Genomic DNA, 17,503 nt, shown 5'->3' with positions numbered 1-17,503 from the left:
GACGGCTTTTTTTCATGGGCGCCTTTTCCCCGGCGCCCCATCAGTGCCGGCCCAGCCTTTGCAAAGAGGCTTGAATCAGCGCGGCCAGCTCGGGGAGCCCCGCCTGCACGGCGGGAAGGTCGCCAGCCTTGGCCAGATGTTCCAGCGCGCTGCACATGGCAACGATTGGCGCCTGCCGCTGCATCGCAAAGGCGCCTTTGATCGAGTGCAACTGCTCCAGTACGACAACCGCCTCGCCATCGGCCAGCGCCTTCCGGATACCTTCCAGCGATTGCCGGCTGCTGTCTTGCAATATCCGGTGCAATTCTTCGGATAAAGGTTCTTTGCGGTCGCCGGCGGCGTGCGCGGCGCCTGTGCCTGCCGCCGGTTGCAGCAACAGATGCTTGCGCACCGTTTTTTCTATCTCGCCCAACGACATCGGTTTGAGCAGAATATCGTCGATGCCGGCATCCTTGCAGCGCAGGTATTCGTCTCGTGAAGCGTGCGCCGTGATTGCGATGATCGGCAGTCTGGCGCCCCGGCTGCGCAGGATTTTTGCAAAGGCATAGCCATCCATGCCGGCCATCCCCAGGTCGGTCAATACGATGTCGTAACTGTTTTGGTCGAACAGCGCCAGTCCATCGACCGCCTTGTCCGCCAGGCTGATGCTGTAGCCGAGTGTTTCCAGCTGGTCATGAATCAGGCTCAGATTGACGCGATGGTCTTCCACCACCAGCACGCGCACCGTTGCGGCCGCGTTGTCTTCCCGGCCCTCCATGCCTGCCGCTTGCGCTTTGGCGGCGCCGCCATTGACCGGTGCCATGGACAGAGCCATCCTCAAGCTGTCGAGCGCATAGCAAGACACGATGATGCGATGCGCTTCGCTCACCGGGGACCGCGGACCGTCTTCCAGCACATCGATCACCCGGGCCGCACGGGCGCGTATCCGGTCTTCATCGGCGACGCTCCAGACGCGCGGGCCGCCGAACAGGATCAATGGCAGATGCGGCATATCGAATCCCTTGGGGTGGGTAATCAGGGTTGTCCTGATGCCCCATGCCGCAAGATGCGGGACAATCGACGCTTGCCACTCTGGCTGCGGACAGAGCAGTACCGCCTCGGTCACCGGGCTATCCGACACATCCGGCGTATCCGGCAATGCGCCGCCGCGGGCGGCCGCGGGCGGAATGGCGGCCAACGGCAAGCGGACGGTAAAACTGCTGCCAGCGCCTTGGCGGCTGTCGACAGCGATCGTCCCCTGCATCAGGTCCGTCAAACGCTTGCACAGCGCCAGTCCCAATCCGGTCCCGCCAAACAGGCGCGTCGTCGATGCTTCCGCCTGCGTGAAGGGCTGGAACAACTGGCGCTGCCGTGCGGGAGAAATGCCGATGCCGGTATCGCTAACGCGAATCCTCAACAGGCTGCCAGCGGCGCCTTCTTCGGCATCGACCTGGATGACGATCTTGCCCTGTTCGGTAAACTTGATTGCATTGCTGAGCAGATTGATCAGAATTTGCCGGATACGCGTCGGGTCGCCTTCATAGCAGCGTACAAGCGTCGGCGGTATCGCATAAAACAGGCGCAAGTCCTTGGCGTCAGCCAGCGGGACAAAGATGGCGATGGCCTGCTCGATCAGGTCGAGGATATCGAAACGTATTGTTTCCAGCACCATCTGTCCCGCTTCTACTTTGGAGAAATCGAGAATATCGTTGATGATGTCCAGCAAGTCGCGCGAAGAACTGTCGATGATGCGCAGACGATCCTGCTGGCGCTCGCCCAGCGGAGTGCGTCCGAGCAATTCCAGATTGCCGAGGATGCCGTTGAGCGGGGTGCGGATTTCATGGCTCATCGTCGCCAGAAAAGCCGATTTGGCATGGTTCGCCGCATCGGCGGCGGCACGCGCCTCCTGCAGTTTTTGTTCCAACTCCTTGCGGGCCGTGATATCGGAGAAACTGCATAACAATACCTCCTCGCCCTGGTATTTGCTTCTGGCCAGATTCACCAATAAATGGCCGACATTGCCGTCGGCCAGCGTGATCTCCAGATCGTAGCCGTCGAGCGGGATATCGCTGCCGCGCTTGTCGTTGCGCACATTGCGATACAGCGCAAGAAATTGCTGCGGCAAGGGAGAAACGCCATTGTCGCTGGATTGCAATACCCCGTTTTGCAGCAACACCGCGCCATCGCGCAGAGACAGCAGGCATAGTCCGACCGGCGCGGTCGCGATGATGGTGCGATTCAGGCTTTCGCTTTCAAACACCCGTTCCGAACGTTGCAGAAGCGGTGCGAATATTTTTCTGTCGAAGAAAAAATCAGGATCCACAGCAGCGCCAGCAGCAGCAAGGTGCCGCCGGCATAGCCCATGATAAAAGGGCCGCGCGCGGCGAGGATGGTGCGCCAGGAATAGGCATAGGCCAATATCCAGCCGGTATCCGACAAGGGTTCGCTGATGGTGAAGCTGCCGTCGTGGTAAAGGTAGTCGGTGCTGTCCAGATTGGCAGCCCAAGTCCGGGCGTCCAGGACTTTTTTTGTCAGGCCGGGGTCGATCGGTTTGTTGTACCAGGTATTCAGGATCAATTTTCCCTGGCGATCGACAATCATGAAATTGCCGTCATAGGGATCTTCATGCAGCCGCTTGAGCAAAATATCGGACGACAAATTGCTGACAAAAATGGCGAACGGCCGGTCGCCGTCGAAAGCCGGCTGCACCAGCTTGAACACGTTTTCGCCGGTGAATGGATCGGGGGCCGCGGGCAGCCAGGTGACGAAGCGGGTCCTATGCAGGAAATCGAGGAACACGGGATCTTGCAGATTGCCGATATCGGGCGTGACCTTGGCGATCAGCTCGGCCGTGTCGCGCACGCCGAGCGTGACCAGCGGGTCGCCGGTTGTCGGCGCCGGCATGATCGACAGATAACGCTGCCCGGCGTCGATGAAATAGCCGGAAAACGCCCTTTCCCTTTGTTGCGCGCTGGCGGTCACGGTGTATGCCTGCGCTTCGGTGAACGACAGCATTTCTGCGAAAGACTGCGGCGGATGCGCCGCCGAGATGGCGCCGAATACCAGTTGCGGATTGACCTTGCCATTGGCCTGCACAAGCAGGCGCCCATGATTGCGGCCGAACGCCTCCTCCAGGTGGTTGTTCCGCATGAAGGGCGTGCGCCAGATCATTTCGGCATTGATGATGCCGCGCCGCATCGCCGCCTGCTTGGTTTCGATTTCCAGCAGCAGCAGCGTCTTGTTGGCCTGATAAACCGAGCGCCCGTCGGCGATGTAGTTCTGGATATTGATCCAGACCGCAAGGACGCTGGCGGCCAGCAGCGCCAGCGTCAGCACGATGCCGCCGCCCCATAGCAAACTGCGCTGATATCGGCTCAGCAACGTAATTTCACTAAACTTCTTGAGGGTGGCGACGACTTTGCTGCTTTGTGCAAACAAGGCCGATTTATGATCCGGTTTATGGTTCGGAGATGTCATGTACCTGGATGAAGAATATTGTCGTTATGGACATGCCGAAACATTGTCAATGAGGTCTTCGACCATAAAAACCGTGATTTTCTCAAGAACCGTACCAGTCCCATGCGGCCCCGGTCGTTTTCGTATTTGCCTTATTATCCGCAAAGTATAGGGGCGATATAGTGGCGGCCATGCCTTCCTGCGACAAAACAACGTGCAAACATGCAACACCGGGAGGCGCCGGATGAAACTGAAACCCGTGCACCAGATAGCGCCGCTGCCAGCACGTATTCCCCTGTCGATGAAATGAGTTCTGCCATCATGCATGAATGACATGAATCGGTTTATATTTGCATCGGTTTATACTTGTTTTTCCCTGCGCATAAAGAAGCAATGCGGATAGGATGACCAAGCGCACAATCCACAAAACAAGGGCATTCGGCAAGGCATCGGTGCTTGAAAAAGAATACAGGGATAAGAATGAAGGAATTCTCAGTACGTCTCGTCGTTGCGGATGACCACCCGGCCGTACTGGTAGGCACTCAACACATACTGGGCACGGCCGGCACAATTACGGTATTGGGCGCTGCCAGGAATTCAACCGAGCTGATCGCTTTGCTCGATAGCCAGGCCTGCGATGTGCTGGTTACCGATTATGCGATGCCGGGCGGCGAATACGGCGACGGCATCGCCCTGTTCGACTTTCTCGGGAGACGCTATCCGTCACTGAAACTCATCGTAATGACGATGATGGACAACCCCGCCGTGCTGCGCACCCTGCTGGCGCATGGCGTGCGCTGCATTCTGAGCAAATCGGACGATCCTTCGCATTTGATCCCGGCGGTGCATGTCGCTTTTTCCGATGGCACGTATTTTTCGCCGAGTATCGCGGAGATGATGCGGCATCCCGGAGAAAAAGAACCGTTGGCGCGGCCAGGCCTGACCGCGCGCGAGCTCGACATCGTGCGCCTGTATGTCTCAGGGCTGACCGTCAATGAAATCGCGGAACGGCTGCATCGCAGCAAGCAAACCGTCAGTTCCCAGAAAAGCAGCGCGATGAAAAAACTCGGCATAGAACGCGATGCCGATTTATTCAAATACGCGATAGAAACCGGCTTGCTGTCCTCATCGGCGCCGCCTGCGCCCTGATCGAACCTTGACCTGGCCTTGGGGACGCGCCATGTGTGTTCCCGGCTTAATTCCATCGCCTTCAACAGGCTGAACTACGCGGCATTCTCCACCTTGGCGTAGATATCCGGCCGCGAGATGTGCCACACGAAATCGCCGCGGGCAATCGCCTCGAAACCGCAGCGCGCATACAACCATGGCGCCGAGGATGTGGTCAGCATGACCCGCCGCAGCTTGAGCAGCGTGGGATGCTGGTTGCACGATTCGATCAGCCAGCGTCCCAGCCCGTGCCCCCGTTGCCCGTCGACCACGAATACATCGCACAGATAGCCGAAGGTCGCGTGGTCGGTCACGACGCGCGCGAAACCGACCTGCTGGCAGCCGCGGTACATGCCGAAACACAAACTGTTGGCGATCGAAGTGCGCACGGTGTCGATGCCGATGCCGGCGGCCCATGTCGAATGGGTCAGCACGTCGTGCACCAGCGCGATGTTCAGGCGCTCCGGATCGGTATCGATGACAAGATCGTCGCGGCGCCAGATGAGGTGTTCGCTCATATTATTGATTCCCTTTGTCCTGAGTTTTTGCAATGGAAACGGATCAGCTTCCGCTGCGAGACATTGGCCTTCATGATGCCACAGCACTTGGCTGCAGCGCAGCAGTTGCCATAAAGGAATACATCCCCCGCCCCGGCCGAAGGCCTTGAAACATCGCTTGCAATCCCGTTACACCTGCCCGCGCCATCCTGGCCGATCATGGGTTTATCGTTGGCGCGCGAGGCCTGGCGTTTGCGCGCACAGCACAACAGACAGGAGGACGATGTGAACAAGAAGACTCTGGCCTGGGCTACCTGCCTGGTGTTTTCGCTGGTATCGGGCATGCCCGCCGCGCAAGCCCAATCCGCTTATTCCGCCTATCCGCCGGCGCCGGCAAGCTACACCCAGGAACAACTGGACCAGATGCTGGCGCCGGTGGCGCTGTATCCCGACTCGCTGCTGGCGCAGGTGCTGATGGCATCCACCTATCCGCTGGAAGTGGTGCAGGCGCAGCGCTTCGTCGAAGCCCGTCCGGGCTTGCAGGGAGACGACCTGGCGCGCGCGGTGGCGCCGATGCCCTGGGATCCCAGCGTGAAGTCGCTGGTGCAGTTCCCGTCGGTGCTGGCGATGATGAACGATCGCCTCGACTGGATGCAGCAATTGGGGCAGGCTTTCCTGTCGCAACAGGCAGCGGTGATGGACACCGTGCAAAACCTGCGTGAGCGCGCACAGATCGCCGGCTCGCTGCGCAGCAGCCCGCAACAGCGCGTGCTGGTAAGCGACAATGTGATCGTGATCGAGCCGGCCGATCCGCAGGTGGTCTACGTGCCTTACTACAATCCGGTGGCGGTGTATGGCAGTTGGTGGTGGCCGGCCAATCCGCCGGTGTACTGGGTGCCGCCGCCGCGCTATCGGCCGCCCCAGTACAATCCCGGCGTGACGGTCGGCATCGCCTTCAGCAGCGGCATCGGCATTGGCGTGATCCGCGCCGCTTTTGGCGACGCCCGCCCCGACTGGCGCCAGCGGCAGGTGATGGTGACGCAGACGAACATCAATAATGTGACCAACAACGTCACCAACAATGTCACGGTGAACCGCAACGTGACCGTCCACCAGCGGCCGGTGGCATGGCGCCACGACTATTCCCGCTATGACGGCGCGCGCTACCAGCCGCGCCCCAATGCGCAGCAGCCCAATATTCCACCCTCCCGCCCACAACAGGGGCAACCCGCGGCGCCATGGCAAGCCCAACAGCAGCATCCGGGGCGCCCGGCCATGCCGCCTGCGGCCAATCCGCAGCAGCGCGTCGTCCAGGAAGACCAGGCTCGCCAGCGCCAGGTGCGCGAACAGCAAGCCGGCCAGGCGCGGGAAGTCCAGGCGCAGCAGCAGCAACGGGAACATCTGGCGCAAGAGCAGCAGCGCCAGCGCGAACAACAAGCCAACAACCAGCAGCGCCAACGCGAACAGCAGGCGCAGCAACAGCAGATGCTGCAACAACAACGCCAGCAGCAGATGCGGGAACAACAGTCGCATGAACAACAGGCGCGTGAACAGCAGGTACGTGAGCAGCAGGTACGTGAGCAGCAAGCACGCGAACAGCAACGCCAGGCCCGGCAAGCCCGCCCGCAACCGGAACAGATGCATCGTGAACAACAGGCCCGGCCGCCGCAACAGCAGCGCGAGGAACGTCCGCAGGAACGCCGGCGTGATGAACGGCGCGATGACAGGGGCTGAGGCCCGCATTCCCGGCGGGCGGCAGCGCCCTCGAAGGCGTTGTTGCCGGCTTGCAAAGATGGGCCCGGGCATTCCGGATAAGTTATAATCACGCTCTTTCCAGAGCTTTCCGAACATGCTGCGCCGGCCATTGGCGGCGGCGCACGCAAGGCCAGTCAAGGGTTGGATTTTCCAGCCCTTTTTTCATTGGCCGCCGCTCGGGAAGCGCGGCGCCGGCCTGCCGTTTTTCGTTTCCCCGGCGCCCCGACCTGAACCGACAGATCCGACATGCAAGAACCAAGCAACGACATCACCGGCGCCAACGCGGCCGCCGAAGCCAACGAAGGCGGCAACCGCAAGGTGTCGACCGAACTGATCGCGCGCGAAGTCAAGCGCCGCCGCACCTTCGGCATCATCTCCCACCCTGACGCGGGCAAGACCACGCTGACCGAAAAGCTGCTGCTGTTCTCGGGCGCGATCCAGCTGGCGGGCACCGTCAAGGCGCGCAAGAGCGGCCGCCATGCGACTTCGGACTGGATGGAGATCGAAAAGCAGCGCGGCATCTCGGTGGCCAGCTCGGTGATGCAGTTCGAATACCGCGACCACGTGGTGAACCTGCTCGATACCCCGGGCCACCAGGACTTCTCGGAAGATACCTACCGCGTGCTGACCGCGGTCGACTCGGCGCTGATGGTGATCGACGCGGCCAAGGGCGTGGAAGAGCAGACCATCAAACTGCTCAACGTCTGCCGCATGCGCAATACGCCCATCATCACCTTCATGAACAAGATGGACCGCGAAACGCGCGATCCGCTGGAATTGCTCGATGAGCTGGAATCGGTGCTGAAGATCCAGTGCGCGCCGGTGACCTGGCCGATCGGCATGGGCAAGAATTTCCGCGGCGTGTACCACCTGCTGCGCGACGAGATCATGCTGTTCAAGGCCGGCGAGGAACGCGCCGATGGCAATGTCGAGATCATCAAGGGCATCGACAATCCCAAGCTGGTTGAGATGTTCCCATTGGAAATCGACCAACTGAAAATGGAAGTCGAACTGGTGCATGGCGCATCGCATCCGTTCAACCTGGACGACTTCCTGGCCGGCATCCAGACTCCCGTGTTCTTCGGTTCGGCCATCAACAACTTCGGCGTGCGCGAGATCCTCAATGCGCTGCTGGACTGGGCGCCGGGCCCAGGCGGGCGCGACGCCACCGTGCGCAGCGTCAAGCCGACCGAAGAGCCGTTCTCGGGCTTCGTATTCAAGATCCAGGCCAACATGGACCCGGCGCACCGCGACCGCATCGCCTTCCTGCGCGTATGCTCGGGCCGCTTCGAGCGCGGCATGAAACTGAAGCACCTGCGCCTGAACCGCGACATCAAGGTGTCGTCGGTGGTGACCTTCATGGCGTCCAGCCGCGAGCAGGTGGAAGAGGCGTATGCCGGCGACATCATCGGCCTGCCCAACCACGGCAATATGCAGATCGGCGACAGCTTCTCCGAAGGCGAGATGCTGCAGTTCACCGGCATCCCCTACTTCGCGCCGGACTTCTTCCGCGTGGCGCGCATCCGCAATCCGCTCAAGATCAAGCAGTTGCATAAGGGCCTGCAGCAGTTGGGCGAAGAAGGCGCGGTGCAGGTGTTCAAGCCGGTCACCGGCAGCGACCTGATCCTGGGCGCAGTCGGCGTGCTGCAGTTCGAAGTGGTGGCCAGCCGCCTGTTGAACGAATACGGCGTCGATGCGGTGTTCGAAGGCACCAGCATCAGCAGCGCGCGCTGGATCACCTGCGACGACAAGAAGAAACTGGCCGACTTCGAGAAATCCTCGGCCGGCGCCAACCTGGCCATCGATGCGGCCGGCAACCTGGCCTACCTGGCCAGCTCGGGCGTGAACCTGCGCCTGACGCAGGAGCGCTGGCCCGAAGTCGTGTTCCATGCGACGCGGGAGCATGCGGCCAAGCTGGACTGAGCGGCCCTTACTACCCTGCCGCACTTACAAAAACGCCCGGTCAGGTTTTTTGCCTGCCGGGCGTTTTTTCATTCCGAGTTAAGGCTCATGCTGAACCGCCCATCGCCGACTCCGTTCGGGCTAAACGGGCCTGCCAGGGCCGTATCGAAGCCAGCGCGCCAGCGTTGGCGTTCTTGCCTGCCCTTCGATACGCTGCTGCGCAGCTACTCAGGGCGAACGGGGTCTGGAACTCCACAAACACAAATGCCGTTCCGTTAAGGCGCATTCTGAACCACTCACCACAGAATCCGTTCGGGCTGAGTAGGCCCGCCAGGGCCGTATCGAAGCCAGCGTGCCAGCGTTGGCGGACTTGCCTGCCCTTCGATACGCTGCTGCGCAGCTACTCAGGGCGAACGGAGTCTGGACTCCACAAAAAAACAAATGCCGTTCAGCATTTAGCTGAACGGCATCAGGCGCAAGGCCGGTTTCTTGCTACAGCGGTTTGCGACGACTTACTTGGCGGCGTTCTTGTATGCTTCGACGCCAGCCAGGATCTCGGCGCGCGCAGCGTCCGGGCCTTCCCAGCCGTCGACCTTGACCCACTTGCCCTTTTCCAGGTCCTTGTAGTGTTCGAAGAAGTGCTTGATCTGGTTCAGGCGCAGTTCGTTCATGTCTTCCGGCTTTTGCCAGTGGGTGTAGATCGGCAGGATCTTGTCGACCGGCACGGCCAGCAGCTTGGCGTCGACGCCGGACTCGTCGGTCATCTTGAGCACGCCGATCGGACGGCAGCGCACCACCACGCCCGGGAACAGCGGGAACGGGGTGATCACCAGCACATCCACCGGGTCGCCGTCTTGCGACAGGGTCTGCGGAACGTAGCCGTAGTTGCACGGATAGTGCATGGCGGTGCCCATGAAGCGGTCGACGAAGATCGCGCCGGTGTCCTTGTCCACTTCGTACTTGATCGGATCGGCGTTCATCGGGATCTCGATGATCACGTTGAAGTCATTCGGCAGGTCGCGGCCGGCGGGAACGTTGTTCAGGCTCATGGGGATTTCTCGCTAAAGGGGAAAGAAAAACGGAAAGCAGGCTTCTGGATTGGCGAATACACCGCCGACATACGCAGAAAACGGCAATTATAGCGGCTTTCTGTCCGAATTCAGGCCCGAACCGACAGGAAAAACCACCACATCGACGCATTGGCACACTATGCCGGCCGCAGCTTACGCCAGCATGACGCCGTGGTAGCGCCAGTGGCCAAAGAAAAGGCGGAAGGGCCGTGGCCGCTTCCGCCTTTGTTCTCAACCGACTTCAACCGGCAATGACCGCGGTCAGCGGATCGCCGTCGCCAGCGCGCATTGCTTGTAATGCGCCGCCGCCTGTTCGGACTGGTCCAGCGCCTCGTGCAGCTGCGCCAGCGCCAGGTGCGATTCGCGCACGGTGCGCGGCTCGATGGCGTCCGACAGCGCCTGCTCCAGATGGCGCTGGGCCTTGCCCCACAGCTTCTGGCGCAGGCAGAACATGCCCAGCGTCAGCGCCAGTTCGGCATCGGTCGGGTTCTTGGCCAGCCAGGATTCGCAATGCTCGATCTGCGCCAGCAAGGCCGCCGAACCGGCTTCGGCGGTCGACTCACGGTAGGCGCGCAGCAGGCGGATATCCCAGTCGGCGGCCAGGGCGCGCTCCAGCAAGGTGCGCGCCTCATCGTGCAGGCCGCGGCTGGAGAAGGCATGGGCCGCGCGCGCGGCGATGAAGGGCTTCAGCTTGTCGGCGTTGGGCACCTCCGCCCACAGCCGGCGGATCGATTCGGCATCGTGCGAACGGTCCGACAGCAAGGCATCGTAAGACATTTCGCGCAGGCGGTTGGACAGGGCAGGATGCAGCGCGTTGCGCTTGTCCAGCGTCTGCACCAGGCGCAGCACTTCGGTCCAGTTCTTGGCTTGCTGGTTGGCCTTGAGCGCCCATTGCAGGGCCTGGATGTGGCGCGTGCCGTTGGCGTTGAGCTCTTCCACGGTGTCCAGCGCCTGCTTGAACTGGTGCTCGTCGACTTGCAATTCAAGCGCGGTCATCAGGCGCGCGGCCTTGAGCGTAGGATCGACCTCGGTGCTGGCCAGCCAGATATCGCGGCGGTCGGCCTGGCGCATGCGGTGCGCGGCACGGGCGCCGATCAGGGCCGAGATGCCGGCGTTTTCCGGCAGGTCGGAAGCGCGGGTGGCGGACTTCTCGGCCTGGCCGAAGCGTCCCTCGAAGTACGCCTTGAGCGCATCGCGCAGGGCCTTGTTGCTTTCGTTCTCGCGCTTGGCGCGACGATAGGCGATCACGCGGCCGGGCAGTTTCTGGGTCAGGCGCACGGCGCGGATGACCACGTAGATCGCCAAGAACAGCGCCAGCACCAGGAAGATGAAGAAATTCAGCGAGAGATCCAGGCGGTATGGCGGGTAGAACAGCACCACGTTGCCCGGATTGAAGCGCGCCAGCACGGCCAGGCCGATGGCGGACGCGAACAGGGTGAGAAGCCAGAGCAGTATTTTCATATCGCTATTCCGTCATCCGCTCAGCGACGGGCTTTGTAGTTGCGCACCGCATTGAGGCTTTCGGCCAGCGAGGGCATCTGGATGGACAGGTTGCTGCCCTGCACTTGCTTGAGCAGCGCCTGCGTCGTCTGCACCTGCTTGGCGCGGGTGTCGAAATACTTGGCAATGTTGTCCTGCGCGGCCGACAGGTCGTTGCGGAAGGCGAACTCGTTGCGCGAGAGCAGCGCCAGGCGCGCATTGAGCAGGCGCAGCTTCAGGTTCTCGCGCACGAAGTAAGCCTGGCCCGGCGACAGCAGGATCGCGTCCGGCGCCTGCACTTCGCGGATGCGCACCAGTTGCTTGAGCTCGGCCCACATCTCGGTGCTCATGCTTTGCCATGTGTCTTGCGCACCGGCCAGCCATTGCGACCAGGCCGAGGGTTCGGCGGGGAGGTCCGCCGCCTTGGCGTCCCCGGCAGCCTTGCCGTTGGCGGCCTTGGCCGGCTTGATCGGCTGCATGCGCTTGGGTTCGGTGGCCGACTCGACCGGCTTTTCATCCACCAGCAGCGGCATGTTGTCGACCTGGCCGATGGCGCTGTCCAGGCGCACGGCGATGCCGGCGATGTCCACCGTCGGCAATGCCTTGAGGCGGTCGATGTCGCGCGCGATGGCGCGACGGATGGCGATGAATTGCGGCTTGTCGGAACGCGACAGGTTCTTGTCGGCATTCTGCAAGGCGATCAGCGCGCCCTGCACGTTGCCGGCCAGCTCCAGTTGCTGGTCGGCGGTGGACAGCACGTCCTCGATCTCGGAGAGCGCCCAGTCGTCGCGGTTCTTGTTGAGATCCTGGTACATCTGTTCCAGGGCCAGTTGCTGGCTTTGCGACTCGGCCTGCTTGCTGTCGAGCACGCTGACCTTGGCTTGCAGTTCCTTGGTGTTCTCCTGCACCGCCTTGAGCACGCCCTTGACCTCGTTATTGGTGTTGTCGCCGCTTTGCAGGCGCTGCGCGACCTCGTTGCGCAGGCTGCGCAGCTCGGTATGCGATGTCCACCATTGCGCGGCCAGCGCGGCGATGACCAGCAACAACAGCACGGTCAGGAGGCGCATCCTCCTGCGCAATGCCGCGGCGCCATCCGGCGCGGATGAAAAATGGGGGGAGCTCGCAGGGCTGGTGTAACTCGCCTCCGGCTTGGCTTCCGGCAGATTGGGCTCGGGTGTGGATTGCTGTTCGTTCATGGGCTGGATTGTAACGCGGCAAGTAGTCGTTCGTCGCCCGAACCGGTCAGGGTGACGCTGCAAAAGCCCAATGACTGGGCGGTTTGCGCGATCCTGTGGTGCGAAACGAAGATTCTCTGTCGTTGCAGTTTTACCACACGATCATCGCCTCCGGCTAGTCTTGCCATCTCAAGCAAATTGCGCAATGCCTCGGAACTGGTGATGACCCAGTCGGCGCCGGCATCGGCCAGCGCCAGCAATTGCGCGCGATTGCGTCCATCCAGCGATGGCATGAGGCGGCGATAGGCGGTGACGTAGTCGACCGCGATGCCCTGCCCCCGCAACGCCTCGCCGAGGAAATCGCGCCCGGCCTGGCCGCGCACGATCAATGCGCGCTTGCCGCGCAACTGCGCCAGCGGCAGCGCCTTGAGCAACTCCTCGGAATCCATCTTGTCGGTGCGCTGCGGGCCGAAGATGACGGCATTGCCGTCATCGATGCCGTGCGCGCGCAAGGCCGCGCGGCTGCCTTCGCCGACAATGCCGATGGCCACTTGCCGCGGCCACTGCGGGCGCAGGCGCAATGCCGCGTCGATGGCGTTGGGGCTGACGAACACCGCCAGGGCGAACGCTTCCAGCCGGTCCAGCGCGGCCTGCAGTTCGGCAGCGTCTTCAACCGGCTCGATCGCCAGCAAGGGAAAGATTTCAACCCGGCGCCCCAGCGCTTCGACCCGTGCGGCGAAGGCTGTCGCCTGCTGCAGCGGCCGCGTGACAACAACTGGCACCGCTGCGACCGGCACGGCAGCGCCCGGCACCGCCGGGGACGGATCAGGACGGTTCGGCATCGGCCTGCGCCTTGCAGGCCGCGAGAATGGCATCGGCATCCTTGGCCTTGAGCAAGCCTGCCACCTGCTCGCCCAATGCCTCGGGCGCGTTGACGGAACCCTCGGCTTCGGCCGCGGCGATGCGGCTGCCATCGGGGGTGGCGATCATGGCGCGCAGATGCAAACGCTGGCCGTCGACGGCGGCGTAAGCCGCCAGCGGAATCTGGCAGCTGCCGCCGAAGATACGTGACACCGAACGCTCGGCGGCCGAAGCCACGGCGGCGGTATCGTCATGCAGCGGCGCCAGGAAGCGCTTGAGATCGTCGCGACCGGCCGGGATTTCGATGGCCAGCGTGCCCTGGCCCGGCGACGGCAGGCTTTGTTCGGGATCGAGATAGGCGCGGATGCGCTGCTTCAGGCCGAGGCGGTTCAGGCCGGCCACGGCCAGGATGATGCCCGCATAGTCGCCGCGATCGAGCTTGGACAGGCGCGTGTCGAGGTTGCCGCGCAGCGGCTTGACCACCAGTTGCGGATAGCGCGCGGCGATCATGGCCTGGCGGCGCAGGCTGCTGGTGCCGACGACGGCGCCGGCCGGCAGCGCGTCCAGCGCGGCGAAGTCGTTGGAGACGAAGGCGTCGCGCGGATCTTCGCGCTCCAGGATGGCCGCCAGTTCGAATCCTTCCGGCAACTCCATCGGCATGTCCTTGAGGCAATGCACGGCGAGGTCGGCGCGCCCTTCGGCCATTGCCACCTCCAGCTCCTTGACGAACAGGCCCTTGCCGCCGACCTTGGACAGCGTGCGATCCAAAATCTGGTCGCCGCGCGTGGTGGTGCCGAGGATACTGATGCTGCACTGCGGATATAATGCTTTGATCCGGTCGCGTACGTGTTCGGCCTGCCACATGGCCAGGCGGCTTTCACGGGACACGATGACGACGTTCGAAGGAGGAAATTCTTTCAAGGCGGGCTTTCCAATTCAGTCGTGGCACCCGCGGCAGAGGCGGCAGGACAAAGCAGGCGACCGGCGATCACAGACTGAAATTTAAATTTAAATACATAAAAATATCGAGACAAATTCTAGCACCTAGTAGCACGCAACACCCCGGCAGTTCGATCCACAAGCACGACTTTCTTCCTTGAAAACCGCAGCAACCGTCGATCATGGCAACTACAAATAACCAGACTAAACGCAGTGCCCGCTCCGCCCCATCCACCGCTCGTTCCGGCAACACCAAGGCCGCCACCGCCGCCAAACCCGCCCGCAACACCGACAAAGACGCGCCGCTGAAAGAGGACATCCGCCTCCTGGGCCGCCTGCTCGGCGAAGTGGTGCGCGAACAGGAAGGCGACGAGGTCTTCGACGTGGTCGAAACCATCCGCCAGACCGCCGTGCGCTTTCGCCGCGAATCCGACGCCAAGGCCGGCGCCGAGCTCGACAAGTTGCTCAAGAAGCTCACCCGCGACCAGACCAATTCCGTGGTGCGCGCCTTCTCGTATTTCTCGCACCTGGCCAACATCGCCGAAGACCAGCACCACAACCGTCGCCGACGCGCGCACTTGCTGGCCGGTTCGGCGCCGCAGCCCGGCAGCGTGGCCTATGCGCTCTCGCGGCTGGACGATACCGGCGTTTCCGGCGCGCAGGTGCGCTCCTTCTTGAAAGAGTCGCTGATCTCGCCGGTGCTGACCGCCCACCCCACCGAAGTGCAGCGCAAGAGCATCCTCGATGCCGAGCGCGAGATCGCGCGCCTGGTGGCCGAACGCGACAACCCGCTCACGCCCAAGGAACTGCGCCACAACACCGAACTGCTGCGCGCGCGCATCGCCACGCTGTGGCAGACGCGCATGCTGCGCTATACCAAGCTGACGGTGGCCGATGAAATCGAAAACGCCCTGTCCTACTACCGCATCACCTTCCTGCGCGAACTGCCGGCGCTGTACGACGACATCGAAGGCGAGATCGACAGCCAGTTCCCCGCTCGCGCCAGATCAAGCGCCAAGTCGCTCGGCGGCGCCGAGCTGCCGCCTTACCTGCAGATGGGCAGCTGGATCGGCGGCGACCGCGACGGCAACCCCAACGTCAATGCCGGCACCATGCAGCATGCGTTGAAGCGCCAGTCCGCCACCATCTTCGACTATTACCTGGAAGAAGTGCACACGCTGGGCGCCGAGCTGTCGATCTCGACGCTGATGGTCGATGCCAGCCCGGAACTGCTGGCGCTGGCCGCGGCCTCGCCCGACCATTCCGACCACCGCGCCGACGAGCCCTACCGCCGCGCGCTGATCGGCGTGTACGCGCGCCTGGCGGCCACCGCCCGCGCGCTGGGCGTGGTCAACATCCTGCGCCAGGAAGTCGGCGCCGCCGCCCCCTACGGCACACCGGCCGAATGCGTGGCCGAACTGGATGTGCTGGTCGCCTCGCTGCAGGCCAACCACGGCGCCGCGCTGGTCAAGCCGCGCCTGGCCGGCTTGAAGCGTGCGGTGGAAATCTTCGGCTTCCACCTGGCCACGCTGGACATGCGCCAGAGCTCCGACATCCACGAGCGCGTGCTGGCCGAGCTGTTCGCCAAGGCCCAGGTCGAAAGCGACTACGCAAGCCTGGCCGAAGAACGCAAGGTGGCGCTGCTGCTGGGCGAACTGGGCAAGCCGCGCCTGCTGTACTCGCCCTACCTGGAATACGCCGACGAAACCAATTCCGAACTGAGCATCCTGCGCACCGCGCGCGAAATCCGCCGCCGCTATGGCGAGCGCGCCATCCGCAACTACATCATCTCGCACACCGAGACCCTGTCCGACTTGCTGGAAGTGCTGCTGCTGCAAAAGGAAACCGGCCTCCTGCACATCGAAGGCAACCAGTTGAAGGAACTGGAGCTGATGGTCATCCCGCTGTTCGAGACCATCCCCGACCTGCGCTGCGCGGCCGGCATCATGGGCGGCTGGCTGGCGCTGCCGCAGGTCAAGCCGCTCATCGCCCGCCAGGGCAAGCTGCAGGAAGTCATGCTGGGCTATTCGGACTCCAACAAGGATGGCGGTTTCCTGACCTCCAACTGGGAGCTGTACAAGGCCGAGAACCAGCTGGTGGCGTTGTTCAATGAGGCCGGCGTCAAGCTGCGCCTGTTCCACGGCCGCGGCGGCACCGTCGGCCGCGGCGGCGGCCCCAGCTACCAGGCCATCCTGGCGCAGCCGCCGGGCACCGTGAACGGCCAGATCCGCCTGACCGAGCAGGGCGAAATCATCGCCTCCAAGTTTTCCAACCCGGAAATCGGGCGCCGCAACCTGGAACTGCTGGTCGCGGCCACGCTGGAAGCCAGCCTGATGCCGCCAGCCACCGATGCCAAGGAAACCCGCAAGCTGGCCGAGTACGAACGCGTGATGGAAGAGCTTTCCGAACGCGCCTACCGCGCCTACCGCAACCTGGTCTACGAAACGCCCGGCTTCACCGACTACTTCTTCGCGGCCACGCCGATCGCCGAGATCGCCCAGCTCAACATCGGCTCGCGCCCGGCCTCGCGCAAGGCCACCCAGCGCATCGAAGACCTGCGCGCCATTCCCTGGGGCTTCTCATGGGGCCAGTGCCGCCTGCTGTTCCCGGGCTGGTACGGTTTCGGCAGCGCGGTCTCGGGCTGGCTGGCCGATGCCGGCAACCCCAAGGAAAGCGCCCGCCGCCTGGCCACGCTGCGCGGAATGTGCAAGGAGTGGCCGTTCTTCGCCGCCCTGCTGTCCAACATGGACATGGTGCTGTCCAAGACCGATCTCGCCGTGGCGTCGCGCTATGCCGGGCTGGTGGCCGACCGCAAGCTGCGCAACGCCATCTTCGGGCGCATCGCCGATGAGCATGAACGCACCAGCGCCATGCTCAGCACCGTCACCGGCAGCAAGGAACGCCTGGCCGCCAACCCGCTGCTGGCGCGCTCGATCAAGAACCGCTTCGCCTATCTCGATCCGCTCAACCACCTGCAGGTCGAACTGATCAAGCGCTACCGCACCGCCATCGCCACCGGCCGGGCGCCGGAAGAACGCGTGCAGCGCGGCATCCACCTGACCATCAACGGCGTCGCCGCCGGCCTGCGCAATACCGGTTGATCGTCACCCCTCCCCGGCATGGCCAGCAACGGCTGGCCATGCCGCTCTTCCCCTCTCCGCTTTTCCCGTGCCGGCCCATGACAGGCCGGCCCGGGCCTTCCTGTTCCGACAACCTTTCCCGC

General features: G+C 63.0%; 12 protein-coding genes. 4 read left to right on the top strand and 8 right to left on the bottom strand.

The genetic code is table 11. The features are described 5' to 3' along the window. Positions 1-40: 40 nt before the first annotated feature. Together FB597_RS03405 and FB597_RS03400 are read right to left on the bottom strand one after the other, a co-directional pair. Positions 41-2,302, bottom strand: coding sequence for a hybrid sensor histidine kinase/response regulator (locus FB597_RS03405; RefSeq protein WP_144768044.1), 2,262 nt, complete (start codon positions 2,300-2,302; stop codon positions 41-43). Then, complete coding sequence (locus FB597_RS03400) at positions 2,218-3,360, bottom strand: cache domain-containing protein (RefSeq protein WP_144768042.1); 1,143 nt, start codon at positions 3,358-3,360, stop codon at positions 2,218-2,220. Before FB597_RS03400 ends, FB597_RS03405 begins: the two co-directional genes overlap by 85 nt. Before the next feature lie 531 nt (positions 3,361-3,891). On the opposite strand from FB597_RS03400, the gene FB597_RS03395 reads away from it, so the two are divergent. Then, the gene (locus FB597_RS03395; RefSeq protein WP_370454629.1) at positions 3,892-4,584 is read left to right on the top strand and encodes a response regulator; all 693 of its coding nucleotides are present in this window, start codon (positions 3,892-3,894) and stop codon (positions 4,582-4,584) included. 74 nt (positions 4,585-4,658) lie between these two features. Here the strand turns inward: FB597_RS03395 and FB597_RS03390 are convergent, their stop codons facing one another. Continuing rightward, complete coding sequence (locus FB597_RS03390; RefSeq protein ID WP_144768040.1) at positions 4,659-5,120, bottom strand: GNAT family N-acetyltransferase; 462 nt, start codon at positions 5,118-5,120, stop codon at positions 4,659-4,661. A 264-nt stretch (positions 5,121-5,384) separates the two neighbouring features. Between FB597_RS03390 and FB597_RS03385 the strand changes: the two genes are divergently transcribed. Both FB597_RS03385 and FB597_RS03380 read left to right on the top strand, forming a co-directional pair. Then, positions 5,385-6,833 (top strand): DUF3300 domain-containing protein, encoded by a 1,449-nt coding sequence (locus FB597_RS03385; RefSeq protein ID WP_186442729.1) that lies wholly within the window; start codon positions 5,385-5,387, stop codon positions 6,831-6,833. Positions 6,834-7,100: 267 nt separating this feature from the next. Continuing rightward, complete coding sequence (locus tag FB597_RS03380; RefSeq protein ID WP_141916340.1) at positions 7,101-8,777, top strand: peptide chain release factor 3; 1,677 nt, start codon at positions 7,101-7,103, stop codon at positions 8,775-8,777. 491 nt (positions 8,778-9,268) lie between these two features. On the opposite strand, the gene ppa is transcribed toward FB597_RS03380, so the two are convergent. From ppa to hemC, 5 genes are all read right to left on the bottom strand, one after another. Further along, the gene (gene ppa / locus FB597_RS03375) at positions 9,269-9,805 is read right to left on the bottom strand and encodes an inorganic diphosphatase (protein WP_141916339.1); all 537 of its coding nucleotides are present in this window, start codon (positions 9,803-9,805) and stop codon (positions 9,269-9,271) included. Between the two features lie 282 nt (positions 9,806-10,087). Next, positions 10,088-11,287 carry a heme biosynthesis protein HemY gene (locus FB597_RS03370; protein WP_141916337.1) on the bottom strand — a complete coding sequence of 400 codons (1,200 nt, stop codon included), beginning with the start codon at positions 11,285-11,287 and terminating at the stop codon, positions 10,088-10,090. 20 nt (positions 11,288-11,307) lie between these two features. Then, the gene (locus FB597_RS03365; protein ID WP_144768038.1) at positions 11,308-12,501 is read right to left on the bottom strand and encodes a uroporphyrinogen-III C-methyltransferase; all 1,194 of its coding nucleotides are present in this window, start codon (positions 12,499-12,501) and stop codon (positions 11,308-11,310) included. Next, positions 12,498-13,322, bottom strand: coding sequence for a uroporphyrinogen-III synthase (locus tag FB597_RS03360; RefSeq protein ID WP_144768036.1), 825 nt, complete (start codon positions 13,320-13,322; stop codon positions 12,498-12,500). Before FB597_RS03360 ends, FB597_RS03365 begins: the two co-directional genes overlap by 4 nt. Beyond that, positions 13,306-14,262 carry a hydroxymethylbilane synthase gene (gene hemC, locus FB597_RS03355; RefSeq protein ID WP_144768034.1) on the bottom strand — a complete coding sequence of 319 codons (957 nt, stop codon included), beginning with the start codon at positions 14,260-14,262 and terminating at the stop codon, positions 13,306-13,308. The genes FB597_RS03360 and hemC overlap by 17 nt, the downstream gene beginning before the upstream one ends. Before the next feature lie 200 nt (positions 14,263-14,462). Here hemC and ppc point away from each other — a divergent pair, with 200 nt between their 5' ends. Continuing rightward, positions 14,463-17,381, top strand: coding sequence for a phosphoenolpyruvate carboxylase (ppc, locus tag FB597_RS03350; RefSeq protein ID WP_144768032.1), 2,919 nt, complete (start codon positions 14,463-14,465; stop codon positions 17,379-17,381). The last annotated feature ends 122 nt before the right edge of the window (positions 17,382-17,503 follow it).

The organism is Herbaspirillum sp. SJZ099, from assembly GCF_007828355.1.
Lineage (GTDB): Bacteria > Pseudomonadota > Gammaproteobacteria > Burkholderiales > Burkholderiaceae_D > Herbaspirillum.
The sequence above is the reverse complement of the archived record's forward strand: the minus strand, read 5'-3'. Positions and strand labels throughout refer to the sequence as shown.

Coding starts and splice junctions, on each gene's coding strand:
- FB597_RS03360 (WP_144768036.1), bottom strand. CDS start 13,322: ATGCCGAACCGTCCTGATCCGTCCCCGGCGGTGCCGGGCGCTGCCGTG.
- FB597_RS03365 (WP_144768038.1), bottom strand. CDS start 12,501: ATGAACGAACAGCAATCCACACCCGAGCCCAATCTGCCGGAAGCCAAG.
- FB597_RS03390 (WP_144768040.1), bottom strand. CDS start 5,120: ATGAGCGAACACCTCATCTGGCGCCGCGACGATCTTGTCATCGATACC.
- ppa (WP_141916339.1), bottom strand. CDS start 9,805: ATGAGCCTGAACAACGTTCCCGCCGGCCGCGACCTGCCGAATGACTTC.
- FB597_RS03370 (WP_141916337.1), bottom strand. CDS start 11,287: ATGAAAATACTGCTCTGGCTTCTCACCCTGTTCGCGTCCGCCATCGGC.
- ppc (WP_144768032.1), top strand. CDS start 14,463: ATGGCAACTACAAATAACCAGACTAAACGCAGTGCCCGCTCCGCCCCA.
- FB597_RS03380 (WP_141916340.1), top strand. CDS start 7,101: ATGCAAGAACCAAGCAACGACATCACCGGCGCCAACGCGGCCGCCGAA.